The 17,712-nt window shown below is 69.6% G+C and carries 14 protein-coding genes; 1 reads left to right on the forward strand and 13 read right to left on the reverse strand.

Annotated features, from left to right (window positions below; translation table 11 throughout):
• Positions 1 to 50: 50 nt before the first annotated feature.
• The 3 genes from QMK61_RS00455 to QMK61_RS00465 are packed head-to-tail and all read right to left on the reverse strand — an operon-like array spanning position 51 to position 6,693.
• Positions 51 to 2,486 (reverse strand): GH92 family glycosyl hydrolase, encoded by a 2,436-nt coding sequence (locus QMK61_RS00455; RefSeq protein WP_302069694.1) that lies wholly within the window; start codon positions 2,484 to 2,486, stop codon positions 51 to 53.
• A 47-nt stretch (positions 2,487 to 2,533) separates the two neighbouring features.
• Complete coding sequence (locus QMK61_RS00460) at positions 2,534 to 3,982, reverse strand: glycoside hydrolase family 125 protein (protein ID WP_302069970.1); 1,449 nt, start codon at positions 3,980 to 3,982, stop codon at positions 2,534 to 2,536.
• A complete protein-coding gene (locus QMK61_RS00465) occupies positions 3,982 to 6,693 on the reverse strand; it encodes a glycoside hydrolase family 2 protein (RefSeq protein ID WP_302069695.1) in 2,712 nt (903 codons plus the stop codon). The genes QMK61_RS00460 and QMK61_RS00465 overlap by 1 nt, the downstream gene beginning before the upstream one ends.
• A 177-nt stretch (positions 6,694 to 6,870) precedes the next feature.
• Between QMK61_RS00465 and QMK61_RS00470 the strand changes: the two genes are divergently transcribed.
• Positions 6,871 to 7,815: an MBL fold metallo-hydrolase gene (locus QMK61_RS00470; protein ID WP_302069696.1), complete on the forward strand. Its 945-nt coding sequence runs from the start codon at positions 6,871 to 6,873 to the stop codon at positions 7,813 to 7,815.
• 6 nt (positions 7,816 to 7,821) lie between these two features.
• Here QMK61_RS00470 and QMK61_RS00475 read toward each other — a convergent pair whose 3' ends face one another.
• The 10 genes from QMK61_RS00475 to rpsA form a co-directional block, all read right to left on the reverse strand.
• Positions 7,822 to 8,262 (reverse strand): GNAT family N-acetyltransferase, encoded by a 441-nt coding sequence (locus QMK61_RS00475; protein ID WP_302069697.1) that lies wholly within the window; start codon positions 8,260 to 8,262, stop codon positions 7,822 to 7,824.
• Entirely contained in the window at positions 8,262 to 8,615 is a 354-nt protein-coding gene (locus tag QMK61_RS00480) for a tRNA-binding protein (protein ID WP_302069698.1), read from the reverse strand. The genes QMK61_RS00475 and QMK61_RS00480 overlap by 1 nt, the downstream gene beginning before the upstream one ends.
• Positions 8,612 to 9,901, reverse strand: a complete 1,290-nt coding sequence (locus QMK61_RS00485) for an FAD-binding oxidoreductase (RefSeq protein ID WP_302069699.1) — start codon at positions 9,899 to 9,901, stop codon at positions 8,612 to 8,614. Before QMK61_RS00485 ends, QMK61_RS00480 begins: the two co-directional genes overlap by 4 nt.
• A 265-nt stretch (positions 9,902 to 10,166) precedes the next feature.
• A complete protein-coding gene (gene galU / locus QMK61_RS00490; protein WP_302069700.1) occupies positions 10,167 to 11,057 on the reverse strand; it encodes a UTP--glucose-1-phosphate uridylyltransferase GalU in 891 nt (296 codons plus the stop codon).
• A complete protein-coding gene (locus QMK61_RS00495) occupies positions 11,054 to 12,952 on the reverse strand; it encodes a nucleoside-diphosphate sugar epimerase/dehydratase (RefSeq protein ID WP_302069701.1) in 1,899 nt (632 codons plus the stop codon). The genes galU and QMK61_RS00495 overlap by 4 nt, the downstream gene beginning before the upstream one ends.
• Before the next feature lie 9 nt (positions 12,953 to 12,961).
• Positions 12,962 to 13,966: a glycosyl transferase family 4 gene (locus QMK61_RS00500; protein WP_302069702.1), complete on the reverse strand. Its 1,005-nt coding sequence runs from the start codon at positions 13,964 to 13,966 to the stop codon at positions 12,962 to 12,964.
• 7 nt (positions 13,967 to 13,973) lie between these two features.
• On the reverse strand, positions 13,974 to 15,146 hold the full coding sequence (gene lapB / locus QMK61_RS00505; protein WP_302069703.1) for a lipopolysaccharide assembly protein LapB: 1,173 nt from the start codon (positions 15,144 to 15,146) through the stop codon (positions 13,974 to 13,976).
• On the reverse strand, positions 15,143 to 15,403 hold the full coding sequence (locus tag QMK61_RS00510) for a lipopolysaccharide assembly protein LapA domain-containing protein (protein WP_302069704.1): 261 nt from the start codon (positions 15,401 to 15,403) through the stop codon (positions 15,143 to 15,145). The genes lapB and QMK61_RS00510 overlap by 4 nt, the downstream gene beginning before the upstream one ends.
• A 155-nt stretch (positions 15,404 to 15,558) precedes the next feature.
• Positions 15,559 to 15,921, reverse strand: a complete 363-nt coding sequence (locus tag QMK61_RS00515) for an integration host factor subunit beta (RefSeq protein WP_302069705.1) — start codon at positions 15,919 to 15,921, stop codon at positions 15,559 to 15,561.
• Between the two features lie 5 nt (positions 15,922 to 15,926).
• On the reverse strand, positions 15,927 to 17,603 hold the full coding sequence (rpsA, locus tag QMK61_RS00520; RefSeq protein ID WP_302069706.1) for a 30S ribosomal protein S1: 1,677 nt from the start codon (positions 17,601 to 17,603) through the stop codon (positions 15,927 to 15,929).
• Positions 17,604 to 17,712 lie beyond the last annotated feature (109 nt).

The following is a 17,712-nucleotide window of genomic DNA, read 5'->3' on the forward strand; positions in this document are numbered from 1 at the left end:
CGGAGCCCCTCTCCCGCAAGCGGGAGAGGGATTCACTCGTCAGCGTCTGCTCAGGCCGTGGCCGGCATGCCGAACGACGGCGGGCGGTCGGCCGGGGCGGCGCCGAAGCGCTTGTTCGGCGTGGCGCCCATCACGAACTCCAGCGTGCCGCCCTGCGCCAGCTCGGCGTGGCTGATCCAGCTCTTCGTCCACGGCTTGCCGTTCCAGGTCACGGACTGGATGTACGGCTTGCCATGCCCGTTGCCCTTGGCCTGCACCACCAGCTTGCGACCGGCGGCCAGCTCGACCTCGGCGCGGTCGAGCAGCGGACTGCCGAACACGTAATGGGTGCTGACCGGGTCGACCGCGTACAGGCCCAGCGCGCCGAGCACGTACCAGGCGCTCATCTGGCCGACGTCCTCGTTGCCGGCCAGGCCATCGGGCGCGGCGCGGTACATGGTTTCCAGCAGCATGCGCACGCGCGCCTGGGTCTTGTGGTGCGCGCCGGTGTAGGCGTAGAGGTAGGCCACGTGGTGGCTGGGCTCGTTGCCGTGGGCGTACTGGCCGACCATGCCGGCGATGTCCGGCGGCGCGTCGGCGGGCAGCTCGGAGCTGGTGGTGAACAGCGCGTCCAGCTTGCGCTCGAAGGCGTCCTGGCCGCCGAACAGCTTCATGTATTCGTACAGGTCGTGCTGGTTGAGGAAGGTGGCCTGCCAGGCGTTGGACTCGGTGAAGTCGCGCCACTTCGAGGAATGGCCCATGCCGCGCGGGTCGAACGGCTGCAGCCACGCGCCGTCGCTGCCGCGCGGACGCACGAAGGTGAGCTTGCGGTCGAACACGTTGCGGTAGTTGCGCGAACGCTGGCGCAGGTGCTTCGCGTCGTCGTGCGCGCCCACCGCCTCGGCGAAATGCGCCATCGCCCAGTCGTCGTAGGCGTATTCCAGCGTCTTGCTGACTGCCTCGCCTTCCTTGTCGCTGGGCAGGTAGCCGAGCTTGCGGTACCAGGCCAGGCCGCGGTAGTCGCCTTCCATCGCCGTCTTGCGGAACACCGGCCAGGCCTTGGCGTAGTCGATGCCCTGGAAGCCCTTGGCGTGCGCCTCGGCCAGCACCACCGCGGAGTGGTAGCCGATCATGCAATAGGTCTCCACGCCCTGCAGCGGCCACACCGGCGGGCCGGCCGGGCTCTCCACCGCCATCCGCACCAGGCCGTTGACGATGTCCGGCACGCGGTCCGGCTGGTAAAGCGTGAGCAGCGGGTGCAGCGCGCGGTAGGTGTCCCACAGCGAGTAGGTGCTGTAGTTGTGCTGGCCCTTGGGCAACTGGTGCACGGCCAGGTCCATGCCGCGGTAGCGGCCGTCCACGTCGCTGAACAGCGTAGGGCCGAGCATGGTGTGGTAGAGCGCGCTGTAGAAGGTACGCATCACCTCGTCGGACGAAGACTCGATGCGGATGCGGCCCAGCTCGCGCTCCCAGGCCGCGGCGGCGGCCTGCTGCACGCCCTCGAAGTCCCAGCCGGGGATTTCCGCGTCGAGGTTGCGCAGCGCGCCGTCAATGTCCACCGCCGAGAGGCCCACCTTCACCAGCAGCGGCGCGCTGCCGGCGTCGGCGACGTGCAGCGCGGCCTTGAGGTGGGTGCCCTTCGCTTCCCTGGCGCCGTGCAGCGGCTGGTCTTCCGAGTACAGCTCGGCGCGGGTGAACGGGCGCGACAACTTCAGCGCGAAGTGGATGTAGCGGCCGTTCGCCCACTGGTGCACGCGGCGGCTGCCGACCAGGGTGTCGTTGCCGACCAGCTTCAGCGTGGCGTCGGAAACCTTGCACGGCACCTTGGGATCGTCGTGGAAGCCGTGGGCGAGGTCGACCAGCAGGTGGCCGGCGCCCTTGTGGGCGAAGGTGTAGCGATGCAGGCCGGCACGCAGCGTGGCGGTGAGCTCGGCGAGGATGTCGTGGTCGGTGAGGCGCACCCGGTAGTAGCCCGGTTGCGCCTGCTCGGAAGCCTTGTCGTAGCGCGAGCGGTAGCCGCGGCCGGGATGCGCCACGCTGTCCGGCGACAACCGGTCGCCGCTCGTGGTGCCGTCGTAGCGCGAGCGGTAGTTCTCGTCCGGCAGGCCGCGCTCGCCGGGCTGCAGCAGCACCGGCCCCTGCGCCGGCATCACCAGCACGTCGAGCATGTCGCTGGCGCCGGTGCCGCTGAGATGGGTATGCGAAAAGCCCATGATCGAGCCGTCGGTCTGGTGGTAGCCCGAGCAGGCGTCCCAGCCGAAGTCGTTGGTGTCCGGGCTGAGCTGCACCATGCCCCACGGCAGGGTGGCGCCGGGATAGGTGTGGCCGTGGCCGCCGGTGCCGACGAACACGTCGACGTGGCGCGCCAGGCCGGTGGGTGGCGCCATCGCCCGGGCGCCGCCGGCCTGCGCGCCGATCGCCGTCGCCAGCGCGCGGCGCGGTAGCGCCTGCCCGCCCAGCAGGGCCACCGCCGCCGCGCCTTGCAGGAATTGTCTGCGGGTCACCATGGTTCGCTCTCCGGTTGCCTGTGTCGTGAAGGGGAAAGGCGGCGCGCTCAGGCGCGCTGCAGCAGTTCGGGACGGTGGTCGGCCAGATGCACGACCAGCTCGCCGAACAGCGAGTTGGCCCAGGCGAACCACGCGCGGGTGAAGTGCGCGGGATCGTCCTGGTCGAAGGCCTCGTGCATGAAGCCGGTGCCGGCGTGGGTGGTCTTCAGCCAGTGCAGGCACTGGCGGATCTCGCCGGCGTCGTCGCTGGTGAAGGCGCGCATCATGATCGACATCGGCCAGATCATGCGCAGCCCCTCGTGCGGCCCGCCGATGCCTTCGGCCGCCGTGCCGCGGAAGAAATACGGGTTGCGCGCGCTCCACGCCAGCGCGCGGGTGCGCCGGTAGCGCGCGTCGTCCTGCCGGCAGAAGCCGAGGTAGGCCAGGCTGGACAGGCTGGGCACGTTGGCGTCGTCCATGAACAGCTGGTTGCCGTAGCCGTCCACCTCGTAGGCCCAGGCGTCGTGGCCGGCCTCGTCGCGCAGCAGCGCGTACTTGCCGAGCGCGGTTTCCACCTCGCCGGCCAGCGCCTCGCAGTCGTCGGCGAAGGCGCGGTCGCCATGCAGCGCGCGCGACATCTCCGCGAGCTGCCGCAGCGAGACCACCGCGAAGGCGTTGCCCGGCACGAACAGCGGATAGATGCAGGCGTCGTCGGACGGGCGGAACATCGAATGGATCAGCCCCACCGGCCGCGCCGGGTTGCCGTAGCCGCCCAGCGGCACGGTATCGGTGGGCACCGGCGAGCTGCGCTGGAAGTGGTACGGGCCGGGGCCGTGCTTGCGCTGCTGCTCGCGGAAGGTGGCCAGCACCGTGCGCATCGCGGCACGCCAGTCGTCGTCGAACGGCGTGCGGTCGCCGGTGGCCTTCCAGTAGCCGTGCGCCATGCGAACCGGCCAGCACAGCGAGTCGATCTCCCATTTGCGCTCGGCCACGCCGGGCTTCATGTCGGTGAGGTCGTGCTGCGCCCAGTCCAGCGTGGTCTTGCCGCGCGGGTCGGGCAGGAAGGCGTTGGCGTAGGGGTCGATGGAAATGCACAGCGCCTGGCGGCGGATCAGGCCCTGGAACAGCCGGCGCAGGCCCGCGTCCTTCACGGCCAGCGGCACGTACGGCCAGACCTGGGCCGAGGAATCGCGCAGCCACATCGCGTCGATGTCGCCGGTGACCACGAAGGTGTCCGGCTTGCCGTGCAGCGTGCCGAGCTGCACGGTGGTGTCCAGCGTGTTCGGGTAGCAGTTCTCGAACAGCCAGGCCAGCTCGGGATCGCCGATCAGCGCCTTGACCCGGGCGATCTCCTGCTCCACCGCCGCACTGGCGAACTTGCGCTTGCCGGGCGGCGGGCGGTGGCTGGCGAAGCGCGCGGCCGGCGCCGCGAAGACCGCGCCCGCACGCCCTGCCACGAGGCCGCCCGCGGAGGCCAGCGCCATCATCTTCAGCATCGAACGGCGCGAGGGATTCATCATGGCCGGGTCTCCGTCACGGGTTTCGTAGCGCCGTACAGCGAGCGCACCTGCAGCGCCTGGCGCAAGGTGTCGGCGTCGGCGGATGAAGTCACCTGCAACGTGCGGCTCTCGCCGGGCAGCAGGTCGAAGGCGTTGTCCGACAGCTGCGCGTCGCGGTCGCCGAAGTCGATCCACACCTCGCGCGCCAGCCGCTGCGCGCTCACCGTGACGCTGCGGCCGTCGGCGGAAAGCGTGGCGCGCAGGCCGGGATCGGGCAGGTCGAGGTCCTTCGCCTTGCCGAAATACAGCAGGTGGCGGCTGATCGACTTGCCGTGGTCGAGCAGCTCGAACACCGCCACGCTGCGGCGTGGGTCGGCGCCGTGCAGCAGTTGCGCGTCGGTGTAGTCGCCGGCGGCCGTGCTGGCCAGCGCGGCCACCGACACGGCCTGTTCGTGTTGCCACACCGGCGTGCCATCCATGCCCAGCACGCGCACGCGCAACTGCGCGTCGAACGGCGCGGTACGGTCGGACACCAGCGACACCTGCGTGCGGCCGTCCTTGCGGATCGCTACCACCCGCACCGGCGCGTAGAAGCGCCTGGCGTGGTACTGCAGCGCCTTCCAGCGGCCGTAATAGTCGATGCTGGCCCAGGAGGCGCCCGGCCATACGTCGTTGAGCTGCCAGTACAGCGAGCCCATGCTGTGCGGCCGCGACGCACGCAGGTGCTCGGCGGCCAGCTGGATGCCCTCGGCCTGCATCACCTGGCTGAGGTAGACGAACGAGGCGAAGTCCTTCGGCTCGCCGTAGTAGCCGCGGATGTAGAACAGCAATCGGTCGTTGCCGTCGCCGTTGGCGAACTTCTGGTGCGCGCGCATCACCTTCGAGTCCGGCGAACGATCGGCCGACACGGTGAAGCCGTCGATCGTCGCCATCACCGGCATCGACTGCAGGCCGTACTCGGACTGGAAGCGCGGCGTGACGTCCAGGTACTTCTCGATCGGCGCCGAACCCGACCACACGTCCCAGAAGTGGTAGTCGCCGTCGCCTGGCACGTTGGCCGGGCCTTCGTCGTCCGTGCTGGGCGAGCTGGCCCAGTACGGCACGCTGGGTTCGTAGGTATTGGCCACGTCGCGCAGGGTGCGGTCGAACAGCTCGCGCATGCCCTGCTCCACCTTGGCGGTCTCGGCCGGCCCGATCGCCTGCCGCAGCTGCTTGCGGTCGGGCCAGGACTCCCAGCCGGTCTGCACCTCGTTGTTGCCGCACCACAGGACGATGGACGGATGGTCGCGCAGGCGCTTCACCTGCTCGATCGCCTCCTGCCGCGTGTTGTCGCGGAAGGCCTTGTCGTAGGGCGGCACCGCGCCGCCGAACATGAAGTCCTGCCAGATCATCAGGCCCAGCCGGTCGGCCGTGGCGTAGAACGCGTCGTCCTGGTAGTAGCCGCCGCCCCAGATGCGCAGCATGTTCATGTTCGCGTCGCGGGCCGATTGCAGCAGCTGGCGGATGCGTTCGGGCGTGACCCGGTTGGGGAAGCTGTCCAGCGGGATCAGGTCGGCGCCCTTGGCGAAGATCGGCACGCCGTTGACCACGAATTCGAAACCGCGGCCCCAGCGGTCCTTCCGCCGGCGCAGTTCCACGCTGCGCAGACCGGTTTCGCGGTCGGCACTGGCGACGGTGTCGCCGTCGACCACCACCTCGCCGTGGAAGCGGTAGAGGTTCTGCCTGCCGTAGCCGGCCGGCCACCAGCGCTGCGGATGCTCGATGCGGATCGGCACCATCACGGCGTTGACGCCGCGCCGCAGTGCGACCTCCTGCTCGGCCTGCTGCCGGCTGCCGTCGGGCGCCGTCCATGCCACCCGCAGCAGCGCCTTGCCCGCGCGGTCGGACCGCAACTCGAACTGCGCCTGCAGCCGCGCCGCCTGCGCGTCCACCTGCGGCTGGGCGATGTGGAAATCCGCCAGCCGCAGCGCGTCCCAGCCTTCCAGGCGCACGGGTTGCCAGATGCCCTCGGCGACCAGGCGCGGCCCCCAGTCCCAGCCGTACTGGTAGGCGGCCTTGCGCACGTAGTTGGCGGTCTGCCTGCCCTTGGGTTCGTCGCCGAAGGCCGAGTCGAACTCGCCCGGCAGCGCGTAGGGCTGTTTCTGCAGCCAGGGCTGCAGCCGCGCGATCGGCGAATGCAGCGTGACGACCAGCGTGTTCGCGCCCGGGTGCAGGATCGTCCTCACCGGCACACGCCAGCGCCGGAACATGTTGTCGGCGGCGAGGATGCGGCGGCCATCGAGGCGCACGTCGGCGAAGGTGTCCAGCCCGTCGAACACCAGGTCCACGTGCGCATGCCTGAGCATGGCGGCGTCCACCTGCAGCGTGGTGCGGTATTCCCAGTCGGCCAGGCCGACCCATTGCACCTTCGCCTCGTTGTCGCGGTAGTACGGATCGGGCATGAGGTGCGCGGCAAGCAGGTCGGTCTGCACCGTGCCGGGCACGCGGGCGGCGTGCCAGCCCAGCGCTTGCGGATGCGCCTTGGCCCATGGCGAACCAGGCGCAAGGCGGAATTGCCAGCCCGACGCTACCTGCTGCACCGCCGGTTCGGTGCCGTGCGCCACGACCCCAGCCGGCAGCAACAGCGCGAACAGCCACGCAGCCAGCCATCGCGCGCAGCCGGGCCGTGCCCCACGCCTGTCGCCACGCATCGCCTCGTCCACCATTCGCAGGAACTCCCCGTCTGCCATGGGCAACGCCGGTCTGCGGCGCCGCACAACTTGGATCGATCTAAATTTCCGTCCGACGATAGCGCGTTTTGCGCCACAAGTCAGCGGGTCGCGATAGCCGACCGATAGGCGATGGTCCAATCAATCCGCTACGCCCCCCTTGCTATCCTCCCCGGAAACCGCGGCAAGGAACCGGCAATGAATGCAGCTCACGGCATCCACACCATCGACACCGGCTTCGTGCGGCCGCGCTTCGACGCGGCCTATCTGATCGTCGAGAACGGCCGTGGTGCCTTCGTCGATTGCGGCACCAACCACGCGGTGCCGCACATGCTGGCCGCGCTGGACCTCGCCGGCCTCGCCCCTGCGGACGTGGACTGGCTGATCCTCACCCACGTGCACCTGGACCACGCCGGCGGCGCGGGCGAACTGGTCGCGCGACTGCCGAACGCGAAGCTGGTGGTGCACCCGCGCGGCGCCCGGCACATGGTCGATCCTTCGCAGCTGTGGGCTGGCGCCAGCGCGGTCTACGGCGAGAGCGTGATGGAATCGACCTACGGTCGCCTGCGTCCGGTTCCCGCCGGGCGCGTGGTCGAGGCGCCGGATGGCCGCGTCGTCGACCTCGCCGGCCGCGCCTTGCACTGCCTGGATACGCCCGGCCACGCGAAGCACCACCTCGCCGTGCACGATGCGCGCAGCAATGCCTGCTTCACCGGCGACGTGTTCGGCCTTTCCTACCGCGATTTCGACACCGCGAACGGCCCGTTCATCCTGCCCACCACCTCGCCGGTGCAGTTCGATCCCGAGGCGCTGCACGCCTCGATCCGGCGCCTGGTCGCGCTCGAACCCGCGGCGCTGTATCTCACCCATTACGGCCGCGTCGAAAACGCGGCGAAGCTCGCCGACGACCTGCACGCGCAGATCGACGCGATGGTGACGCTGGCCCGTGCGGCGGACGGCCGCGCCGATCGCCATGCCGTGCTGCGCGAATCCCTGACCGACCTCTACGCCGGCCGCGCCGCCGCGCACGGCTGGACGCAAGGCCGCGCCGCCCTGCAGGCGCTGCTGGAGACCGACATCGAACTCAACGCGCAGGGCCTGGAAGTGTGGCTGGACCGCACGCCGCACCCGCGCGGTGGCTGATGCCGCTCAGGGCCCACCGGCCAGCGGCTTGACGTAGGCGTGCTGGGTCTTGCGGCGGCGGTAGCCGAGCCGCTCGTAGAACGGATGCGAGCCCTCGCGCGCCACGTTGGAGCGCACGCCGATGGCATCGAAACCCTGCCCGCGCGCCCAGCGCTCGGCATCCTCGACCAGCACGCGCCCGATGCCGCTGCCGCGCGCCGCGGCATCCACCACCAGGCCCACGATCTCCACGCGCTCGCCCGATTCCAGCGTGAGCCGGCGCTCCGCCGCGATCCAGCCCAGCAGCCGCCCGCCCTCCTCCGCCACGGTCACGCGATGCCGCGGCACCGGCAGGATCGCGGCGAGCCGCGCGGCCATGTCCGCCGCCGTGGCGGGATAGCCCAGCTCGCCGGCCAGTCGCGCCACCTCGGCGGCGTCTTCGGGGCGGGCGCCGCGAAGGGCGGCCATCAGGCCAGCCTCGTGCCGTTCGGCACCGGGCGCTCGAGCGCGGTGAGCACCACGCCCTCGTCGGTGGGAAAGCCGGTGAGCAGGAACTGCGAGCGGAACGGTCCGACCTGCTTCTCCGGGAAGTTGATCACGCCCACGACCTGCCGGCCGAGCAGGTCCTCGGCCCGGTACAGCGCCACGATCTGCGCGCTGGTCTTCTTCTCGCCGTAGGGACCGAAATCGACCCACACCTTCCACGCCGGCTTGCGCGCTTCGGGAAAGGCTTCCACCCTCGTCACCGTGCCGGCCACGATCAGCACCTTCTCGAAGTCCGCCCAGCCGATCTCCGCCACCTGCGTCGTCGTCCCGCTCATCCTTCCAGTCTCGTCTTCAGCCAGTCGTTGCCTTCCTGCCACCAGTAGCCGGCCTGCGCGGCGAGGAAGCCCAGCGGCTTGTGCACGCTGGCCAGGCCATAGTCGGCGAACCGCTTCCAGCCGTCATCCCCTTCGGCGATGGCGGCGGCGAGCAGCTCACCGGCGGCGCAGGTGGGCGCCAGCCCGTGTCCGCCGAAGGCCTGCGCCCACCACAGGCCGTGGCCGTCGCTGCCGAGTTGCGGCATCTGGTGGCGCGCGTAGCTCATCAGGCCCGACCAGGCATAGTCGACGCGCACGCCGTCGAGCTGCGGGAACACCCGCAGCAGGTCGCGCCGCAGCAGGCGCTTCACCGCCTGCGGCGAGCGGTTGCGGATGGAGATGCGCCCGCCCCACAGCAGGCGCGTGTCCGGCAGCGGACGGTAGTAGTCGAAGGCGAAGCGCGTGTCGTACACCGCCGCGCGCGTGCGCAGGCAGTCGTCGAGGCGCTCGCCCAGCGGCTCGGTGGCCATCACGTAGGTGGCGATGGGCAGCACCGCGCGGTCGATGTCGCGCCGCAGGCCGGCGAGGTAGCCGCCGCAGGCCAGCACCACCTGCTCCGCCAGCAGTTCGCCGTGCGGTGTGTCGAGCCGCCAGTGCGCGCCCTCGCGGCGCAGCCGCCACACCTCGCTGTCCTCGTGGACCCGCACGCCCAGCCCCGCGGCCGCCGCGGCGAGCCCGGTGGCATAGTTGAGCGGATGCAGGTGCAAGGCGTTGCGTTCGTACAGGCCGTCGGCATAGCGCGGACTGCGCACGCGCTCGCGCAACTCGCCCTGCGACAACCATTCCCAATGCGTGTCGTAGTGCTCGGCCAGCAGTTGCTGGCGCCGACGCAGCACGGCGGGGTCGCGGAACCAGTTGGCCCAGATCACGCCTTCGTCCACCGCGTCGCAGGCGATCGCGTACTTCGCCATGCGTTCGCGGATGCGCCGCACCGCCGCCGTGGTCAGGTCGAACAGCGCGCGGGCGCGGGTTGCGCCGAGCTGGTCGAGCAGGGCCTGTTCGCCCAGCGAATAACCGGCGAACACGAAGCCGCCGTTGCGGCCGGAGGCGCCGAAGCCGACCTGTTCGCGCTCCAGCAGCACCACGTCGCGCACGCCGCGTTCGGCCAGGCCCAGCGCGGTGTTGAGGCCGGCGTAGCCGCCGCCCACGACCACCACGCGGGCCTCGTGCCGGCCCTGCAATGGCGCATAAGGCGCATACGGCGTGGCCGTGGCGCGGTAGTAGGACGGAACCTGCGGCTGCTTCATGCCGGACGCTCGCGATGGCGGCAGGGCGACGGCCAAGCATAGCGCGGAAGCCGCCGCGGCTCGCGCGGCTTGGCCTGCCTGGCTGGCAGGCCAAGCCGCGCGCTGCCGCATGGCAGCCATGCAAGGTCAACCCGGAGGGCCGGGTCTGTTGGCCCACAGACCGGCGTCATCGCTCCGTCGTGGACGGATGTCCACTCCTTCGTTCTTCCTTGGCCTGCGTGCAAACAGCTCCCGGCGCGGGGTGCCTGAGATCGTGAACAGGCTCTCAGAGTGTGGCGGCGACCTCGCGCACCACCTCGGCCAGCTTCGGGTCCTGCATCGCCATGTGCATGGTGGCGCGCACCAGGCCGGCCTTGTTGCCGCAGTCGAAACGGGTGCCCTCGAAGCGGTAGGCGAGCACCTTGCCCTGCTCGGTGAGCAAGGCCTCGATGGCGTCGGTAAGCTGGATCTCGCCGCCGGCGCCCGGCGTGGTCTGCTCCAGCAACTGGAAGATGCGGCCAGGCAGCACGTAGCGGCCGACCACGGCAAGGTTGGACGGCGCGTCGGCGGGCTTGGGTTTTTCCACCATGTAGCGGATGCTCGCGCTGCGTTCGTCGATGCGCTCGGCATCCACGATGCCGTACTTGTCGGTCTGGTCGTGCGGCACTTCCTCCACCGCGATCACGCCGGCGCGCTCGGCCTCGGCCAGTTCGGCCATCTGGCGCAGCGCGCCCTTGCCGGCACCCGCTCCTATCTGGCCATTCCAGATCAGGTCATCGGGCAGGATCACGCCGAACGGTTCGTCACCCACCACCGGCTTCGCGCACAGCACCGCATGGCCCAGGCCCAGCGCCTCGGGCTGGGTGACGAAGATGGCGCGGACGTTGCGCGGCAGCGTGCCCTGCACCAGCGCCAGCAGTTCGTCCTTGCCCTTCTCCTGCAGCTTCGCCTCCAGCTCGTAGGCCTTGTCGAAGTAGTCGGCAATGGCATGCTTGTAGCGGTTGGTGACGAACACCAGGGTGTCGGCACCGGCGTCCACCGCCTCGTCCACGGCGTACTGGATCAGCGGCTTGTCCAGCACCGGCAGCATTTCCTTGGCGACCACCTTGGTGGCCGGCAGGAAGCGCGTGCCGAGCCCGGCCACCGGGAACACCACCTTGCGCAACGGTTTGCTCACACATTCTCTCCTGATTCATGGCGACGCAGCGCCACCACGTTGTCCGGCTGCGCCGCGTCGCTCCAGCGGAACGAGGGCAGCAGGCTGGACACGCAGTGGCGCAGGTCTTCTTCGTTGAAATCGGACACCGCATCGGCGGCCTTGGCGAACTGGGCCTGCAGCAGCTCCCACGAGACCTGCCGGTGCTGCGCAAGGAATATCTTGGCGTGCGTGGTGGCGGTGTAGTTCTCCAGTGGATGGAACAGCTCCTCGAACAGCTTCTCACCGGAACGCAGGCCGGTGTAGACGATCGGGATCTCGCTGCCGGGCTTCTTGCCGGCCAGGCGGATCATCTGCTCGGCGAGGTCGCGGATCTTCACCGGCTCGCCCATGTCCAGCGCGAAGATCTCGCCGCCCTTGCCCAGCGCCGCCGCCTGCAGGATGAGCTGGCTGGCTTCCGGGATGGTCATGAAATAGCGCGAGATCTCCGGGTGGGTGATGGTCACCGGGCCGCCGGCGCGGATCTGCTCGCGGAACAGCGGCACCACCGAGCCGGCCGAGTCCAGCACGTTGCCGAAACGCACGGTGATGAAGCGCGTGGCCGAATGCGCGCTGAGGTTCTGGCACCAGATCTCGGCGATGCGCTTGCAGGCGCCCATCACGCTGGTGGGGTTCACCGCCTTGTCGGTGGAGATCAGCACGAAGCATTCCACGCCACTGCGGTCGCACAGGTCCGCCATGGCGCGGGTGGCCAGCACGTTGTTGCGGAACGCCGCGCGCAGCTGGCCCTGCAGCATCGGCACGTGCTTGTAGGCCGCCGCATGGAACACCACCTGCGGCTGCACTTCGGCGAACAGCCGGCGCATCGCCACGCCGTCGCCGCAGTCGGCCAGGATGCCGTTGAGGATCATCTCGGGATACTGCATGCGCAGTTCGCGGGTGATCCGGTAGAGGTTGTACTCGCTGCGCTCGACCACCGTGAGCGAGTGCGCCCCCAGCCGCGCCACCTGGCGGCACAGTTCCGAGCCGATCGAGCCGCCGCCGCCGGTGACCAGCACGCGCCGACCGGTCAGGGTCTCGCGGATGGCGGTCCAGTCCAGCTCCACCGCGTCGCGGCCGAGCAGGTCCTCGATCGCCACTTCCTTGATCTCGTTGAACTGCGCCCGGCCGGCGACGACGTCCTCCAGCCGCGGCACGGTGCGGTATGGCAGGCCGGTGCTGTCGCACAGCTCGACCACCCGGCGCACCTCGGCGGCGCTGGCGGAAGGCAGCGCGATCAGCAGCATCTGCACCGCCGCCTCGCGCGCCACGTCCGGCAACTGCTCCAGCGTACCGATCACCGGACGGCCGTTGATGCGCGCCCCGCTGAGGCTGCGCCGCCCGTCCACGAAGCCGACCACGGTGTAGCGGTTGTCGCGCTGCAGGTCGCGCGACAGCGCCTCGCCCGCGCTGTCGGCGCCCACGATCAGCACGCGTCGCGCGCCTTCGTTGGGCTGCAGCGCGAGCCGGCTGTCCTTCCACAACCGGTAGGCGAGGCGCGGCGCGCCCAGGCACATCGCCAGCACGAAGGGATACAGCAGCAGCACCGTGCGCGGCACGCCGTCGAGGCGGTTGTAGAGGAACAGCGCAACGTAGATCGCCACCGTCCCCAGCACCACCGCGCGCAGGATGTTCCACAGGTCCGGCAGGCTGGCGAAGCGCCACACGCCCTTGTACAGGCCGGTCCAGGCGAAGACCAGCCCCTGCACCGCCAGCACCAGCGGGAACTCCCAGCCGGCGAAGCCGATCTGCAGGGCCGGGTCCAGCGCGTAGCGCAGTTCCTTGGCACCCCACCACGCCAGCGCGGTCATGAGCAGGTCGTGCGCCACGATGGCCGCGCGCGGGTGGATGATGCCGATGGAATGACGTAACGACATGACGAACCTTTACTGTCGGCGCCGCGACAAACGGCGTTTCAGGGCCAGCCATGTTGCTGCCGCGGCCAGATAGGCCACCATGCAGAACGGCAACGCCATCCCTGACACGAACAAGGATGCCGATGCCAGCGGCAACGCCACCAGGACGTTCCATCCCAGGTAGCGTGCAGTCCCCCCCGTATGCGAGCAGCCGCTGCGCACCATCCATTGATACAGATGCTCGCGGTGCGCAGTGTACCAGCGGCGCCCGCGCAGCATCCGGCTGAGCAAGGTTAGACCGGCGTCGGTGACGAAGGCTGAACACAGGGCCAAGGCCGGCCAGAGCAGCCGGTGCTCCACCCGCCACAGCATCGCGATTAGCATGAACAGCAGCAAACCAAGGCTGCCGCTACCCACGTCGCCCATGAAGATCCGCGCCGGCGAGCGGTTGTAGCGCCAGAAACCCAGTGCCGCCGCCGCCAGGCAGGCGCAGGCCGTGCACAGCGCCGGCTGGCCGGCCAGCCAGGCCATCACGGCCAGCCCCGCGGCGACGAACACGGTCTGCTGCGCCAGCAGGCCGTCGATGCCGTCCATGAAGTTGTGCAGGTTCACGCTCCAGGTCCCGCCCAGCACCAGCAACGGCGCCCACCACCACGACAGGCCGCCGGTGGCCAGCAACGCGGCGGTGAACAGCGCGGCGGCGGCCAGTTGCGCGCTGAAGCGCGGCAGTACGGGCAACGGGCGGTGGTCGTCCCACCAGCCGACCAGGGCCACCACGGCGAAGGCCAGCGCCAGCGCGACCACCAGTGTTACCGGCCAGGCCGGCGCCAGCAGCCGCAGGCAGACAGGCAACGTGACCAGTACCGCCACCACCACGCCGATGCCGCCGCCGCGCGGCGTGGGTACCGCATGCGAGCGGCGCTGGCCGGGCCGGTCGAGCATGCCGCGGCGGTGCGCGTAGCCGATCGCCGCACGCACCACGCCCGCCGACAGCAGCAGCGAAACCAGCACCAACCCTGGCGCGAGCAGCGTCATCCGTGGCCTACTCGTTGGCCACGCCGTGGATCGGCCGGATCGTGCTCCAGCTCTTGCAGCTCGGGCACTGCCAATGGTGCGCCTTGGCGCCGAAGCCGCAGCGGCTGCAACGGTACATCGCCTGGCCTTCCAGCAGCTTGCGGGTGAGGTCGCGCAGGATCAGGAAGTTCTCGCGCGCCTCGCCCTCGATCTTGTCCATGGTGGCGTCGATCAGCGCCATCAGGCCGCGCACCGACGGGCGCTGGCGCAACTGCGAGGTGAGGAACTCGATCGCCGGCTTCTCGCCGTCGCGCTGCTGGTACAGCCGGGTCAGCGCCAGCACCGGCGAGATGCCGTGGTAGCGGTCCAGGATCTCGCGCAGGAAGCGCTCCGCGCGCGCCATCTGGCCGGAGCGCGCATAGCCGTCCAGCAGGGGCGGCAGGATCTCCGGCACGAAGGCGATGTCGGCGTCCACCGCACGCTCGTAGGCGTCCACGGCCTCGGCGTGGCGACCCTCGTCCGCATGCAGGCGGCCGGTGAGCATGAAGGCGCGCACGCAGTCGGACTGGCACTCGAAGGCCTGCCGCAAGTAGTCGCGCGCCTCGGCGCGGGCGCCGTGCTGGCGCGATTGCTCGGCCAACTCGCAATAGAACTGCGCGATCGTGGTCGACTCGTCCTCGCCGGTCATCGCCTCCAGCCGGCGCGCATGCTCGATCGCCTTGTGCCAGTCGCGCTCGTGCTGGTAGATCGCGATCAGGTGGCGCAGCGCCGACGGCGCGTGGGCGTTCATCGCCACCAGGTCGGAGAACAGCGTCTCGGCGCGATCGAGCAGGCCGGCGCGCATGTAGTCCTCGCCCAGCTCCAGCAGGGCCACGGTCTTCATCGCCTCGGTCAGGCCCGGACGCGAGACCAGGTGCTGGTGCAGGCGGATCGCGCGGTCGACCTCGCCGCGGCGACGGAACAGGTTGCCCAGCGCCAGGTGGGTCTCCACCGTGTCGCGGTTGTACTCGGCGAGGCGCAGGAACACCTCGATCGCCTTGTCCTGCTCCTCGTTGAGCAGATAGTTGAGGCCGCGGAAGTAGTCCGACGACAGCTCGCTGACCCGTTCGCCGGAACGCCGCGCGCCGGCGCGACGCGCCGTCCACCAGCCGCTGACGAAGGCCGCGGGAACCAGCAGGGCCAGCAGGTAGATCGGGGTCATGCGCGATTCGGGGCCTTGTCGTCGCGCTGCCGCGCCTCGCGCCGGCGCTGCCGGCGGTGCCGCGACGACACGCCCAGCCACGCCGTCATCCCGCCCAGCAGCCAGCCGAGCACCAGCGCGCCGAGCAGCGCGGCGCCCTTGGGCAGCTGCATCCGCGCGAAGCCGAGATCGTAGGACACCAGGTCGGCGTTCAGCGCGCCCAGCACCACGCCGGCGGCGGCGAACAGCAGCAGGATGAGGATCACGATCGGTCGCATCGCGCGACTTTAACCGATTGCCGGCAGGCGGCACAGGCACCACGCGCGCAAAGGTTCAGCGGACGGCCGGTGCGCATGAAGTTGCGCAGGCGCGGCAAAAAGAAAGGCAGGATCGGCCGCAGCCGCCTGCCTTGTCGGATTCCCGGAGTACGGCCTCAGTCGGCCACCGGCTCCAGGAACATGTTCACGCGTTCGCGAAGTTCCTTGCCCGGCTTGAAGTGCGGCACGTGCTTGCCGGGCAGCGCTACCGCTTCGCCGGTCTTGGGATTGCGGCCCATCCGCGGCGGCCGGTAATGCAGGGCGAAGCTGCCGAACCCGCGGACCTCGATGCGCTCGCCGCTGGCCAGCGCCTGGCTCATCTGCTCGATCACGCTCTTGACGGCCAGTTCGACGTCGCCAAATGCAAGGTGGGTCTGGCGCCGCGCCAGCGCCTCGATCAGTTCGGATTTGGTCATGGGTCCCCAATGTCCGTGACGTGGAACGGCACGGGGCGGCGCAACACCGCCCCGTGCGCACATGGCCCTTACTCGGCCTTGTTGAGCTGTTCCTTCAGCAGCGCGCCGAGCTTCGTGGTGGCGCCGCCGGAGGCGGAGCCGTACTCGGCCAGGGCATCCTGCAGGTCGGCCTCGTCCTTGGCGCGGATCGAGAGCGCCAGCTGGCGGCCCTTGCGGTCCATGCCGGTGAACTTGGCCTCGACCTTGTCGCCCACCTTCAGGTGCTGGGTGGCGTCGTCGATGCGCTCCTTGGCGATGTCGTTGGCGCGCAGGTAACCCTCCACGCCGTCGCCCAGGTCGATCACCGCACCCTTGGCGTCCACTTCCTTCACCGTGCCGGTGACGATGCTGCCACGCGGGTTGGTGGCCATGAACTGGCCGAACGGGTCCTGCTCCATCTGCTTGATGCCGAGGGAGATGCGCTCGCGCTCCGGGTCGACCGCCAGCACCACCGCCTCGATCTCGTCGCCCTTCTTGAAGTTACGCACGAGGTCTTCGCCGGACGCCTGCCAGGAAATGTCGGACAGGTGCACCAGGCCGTCGATGCCGCCGTCCAGGCCGATGAAGATGCCGAAGTCGGTGATCGACTTGATCTGGCCGGAAACCTTGTCGCCCTTCTTGTGCATGGCGGCGAAGGCTTCCCACGGGTTGGAGCGGGTCTGCTTGATGCCCAGCGAGATGCGGCGACGCTCCTCGTCCACGTCCAGCACCATCACCTCGGTCTCGTCGCCGACCTGCACCACCTTGGCCGGGTTGACGTTCTTGTTGGTCCAGTCCATCTCGGACACGTGGACCAGACCCTCGACGCCCGGCTCGATCTCGACGAAGCAGCCGTAGTCGGTGACGTTGGAGACCTTGCCGAACAGGCGCGAGCCCACCGGGTAGCGACGCGAGATGTTCACCCACGGATCGTCGCCCAGCTGCTTCAGGCCCAGCGAGACGCGGTTGCGCTCGCGGTCGAACTTCAGCACGCGCACGTCGAGCTCGTCGCCGACGTTGACCACCTCGGACGGATGGCGCACGCGCTTCCACGCCATGTCGGTGATGTGCAGCAGGCCGTCGATGCCGCCCAGGTCCACGAACGCGCCGTAGTCGGTGAGGTTCTTCACCACGCCCTTGACCACCGCGCCCTCGTTCAGGCGCTCCAGCAGCTTCTCGCGCTCCTCGGAGAACTCGGTCTCGACGACGGCGCGGCGGCTGACCACCACGTTGTTGCGCTTGCGGTCCAGCTTGATGATCTTGAACTCGAGCTCCTTGCCCTCGAGGTACACCGGGTCGCGCACCGGGCGCACGTCCACCAGCGAACCGGGCAGGAACGCGCGGACGTCCTTGATGTCGACGGTGAAGCCGCCCTTGACCTTGCCGGAGATCATGCCGGTCACGGTCTCTTCCTTGTCGAAGGCCTCCTCCAGGGTGTCCCACACCATGGAGCGCTTGGCCTTCTCGCGGGAGAGCTTGGTCTCGCCGAAGCCGTCTTCGAGGGCGTCGAGGGCAACCTTCACCTCGTCGCCGACCTGCACTTCCAGCTCGCCCTTCTCGTCCTTGAACTGCTCGATGGGGACGATGCCTTCGCTCTTGAGGCCCGCGTTGATCACGACGACGTCGTTGCGGATTTCCACCACGATGCCGGTGACGATGGCGCCGGGCTTCAGCTTGGCGATGGCCTGCTGGCTCTGTTCAAACAGTTCGGCAAAACTTTCAGTCATGTTGATTCCAGATGAGAAAAAGGCGGTTGCGATGTGCGCGCCGTCGGATGTAATGCGCACAGGCGGAACAGCCCACCGGTTGTGGGTGACTCGGCCAATCTCCCCGCAG

Origin of the sequence: Fulvimonas sp. R45, from assembly GCF_030504985.1 — a bacterium.
Classification (GTDB): Bacteria; Pseudomonadota; Gammaproteobacteria; order Xanthomonadales; family Rhodanobacteraceae; genus Rhodanobacter_A.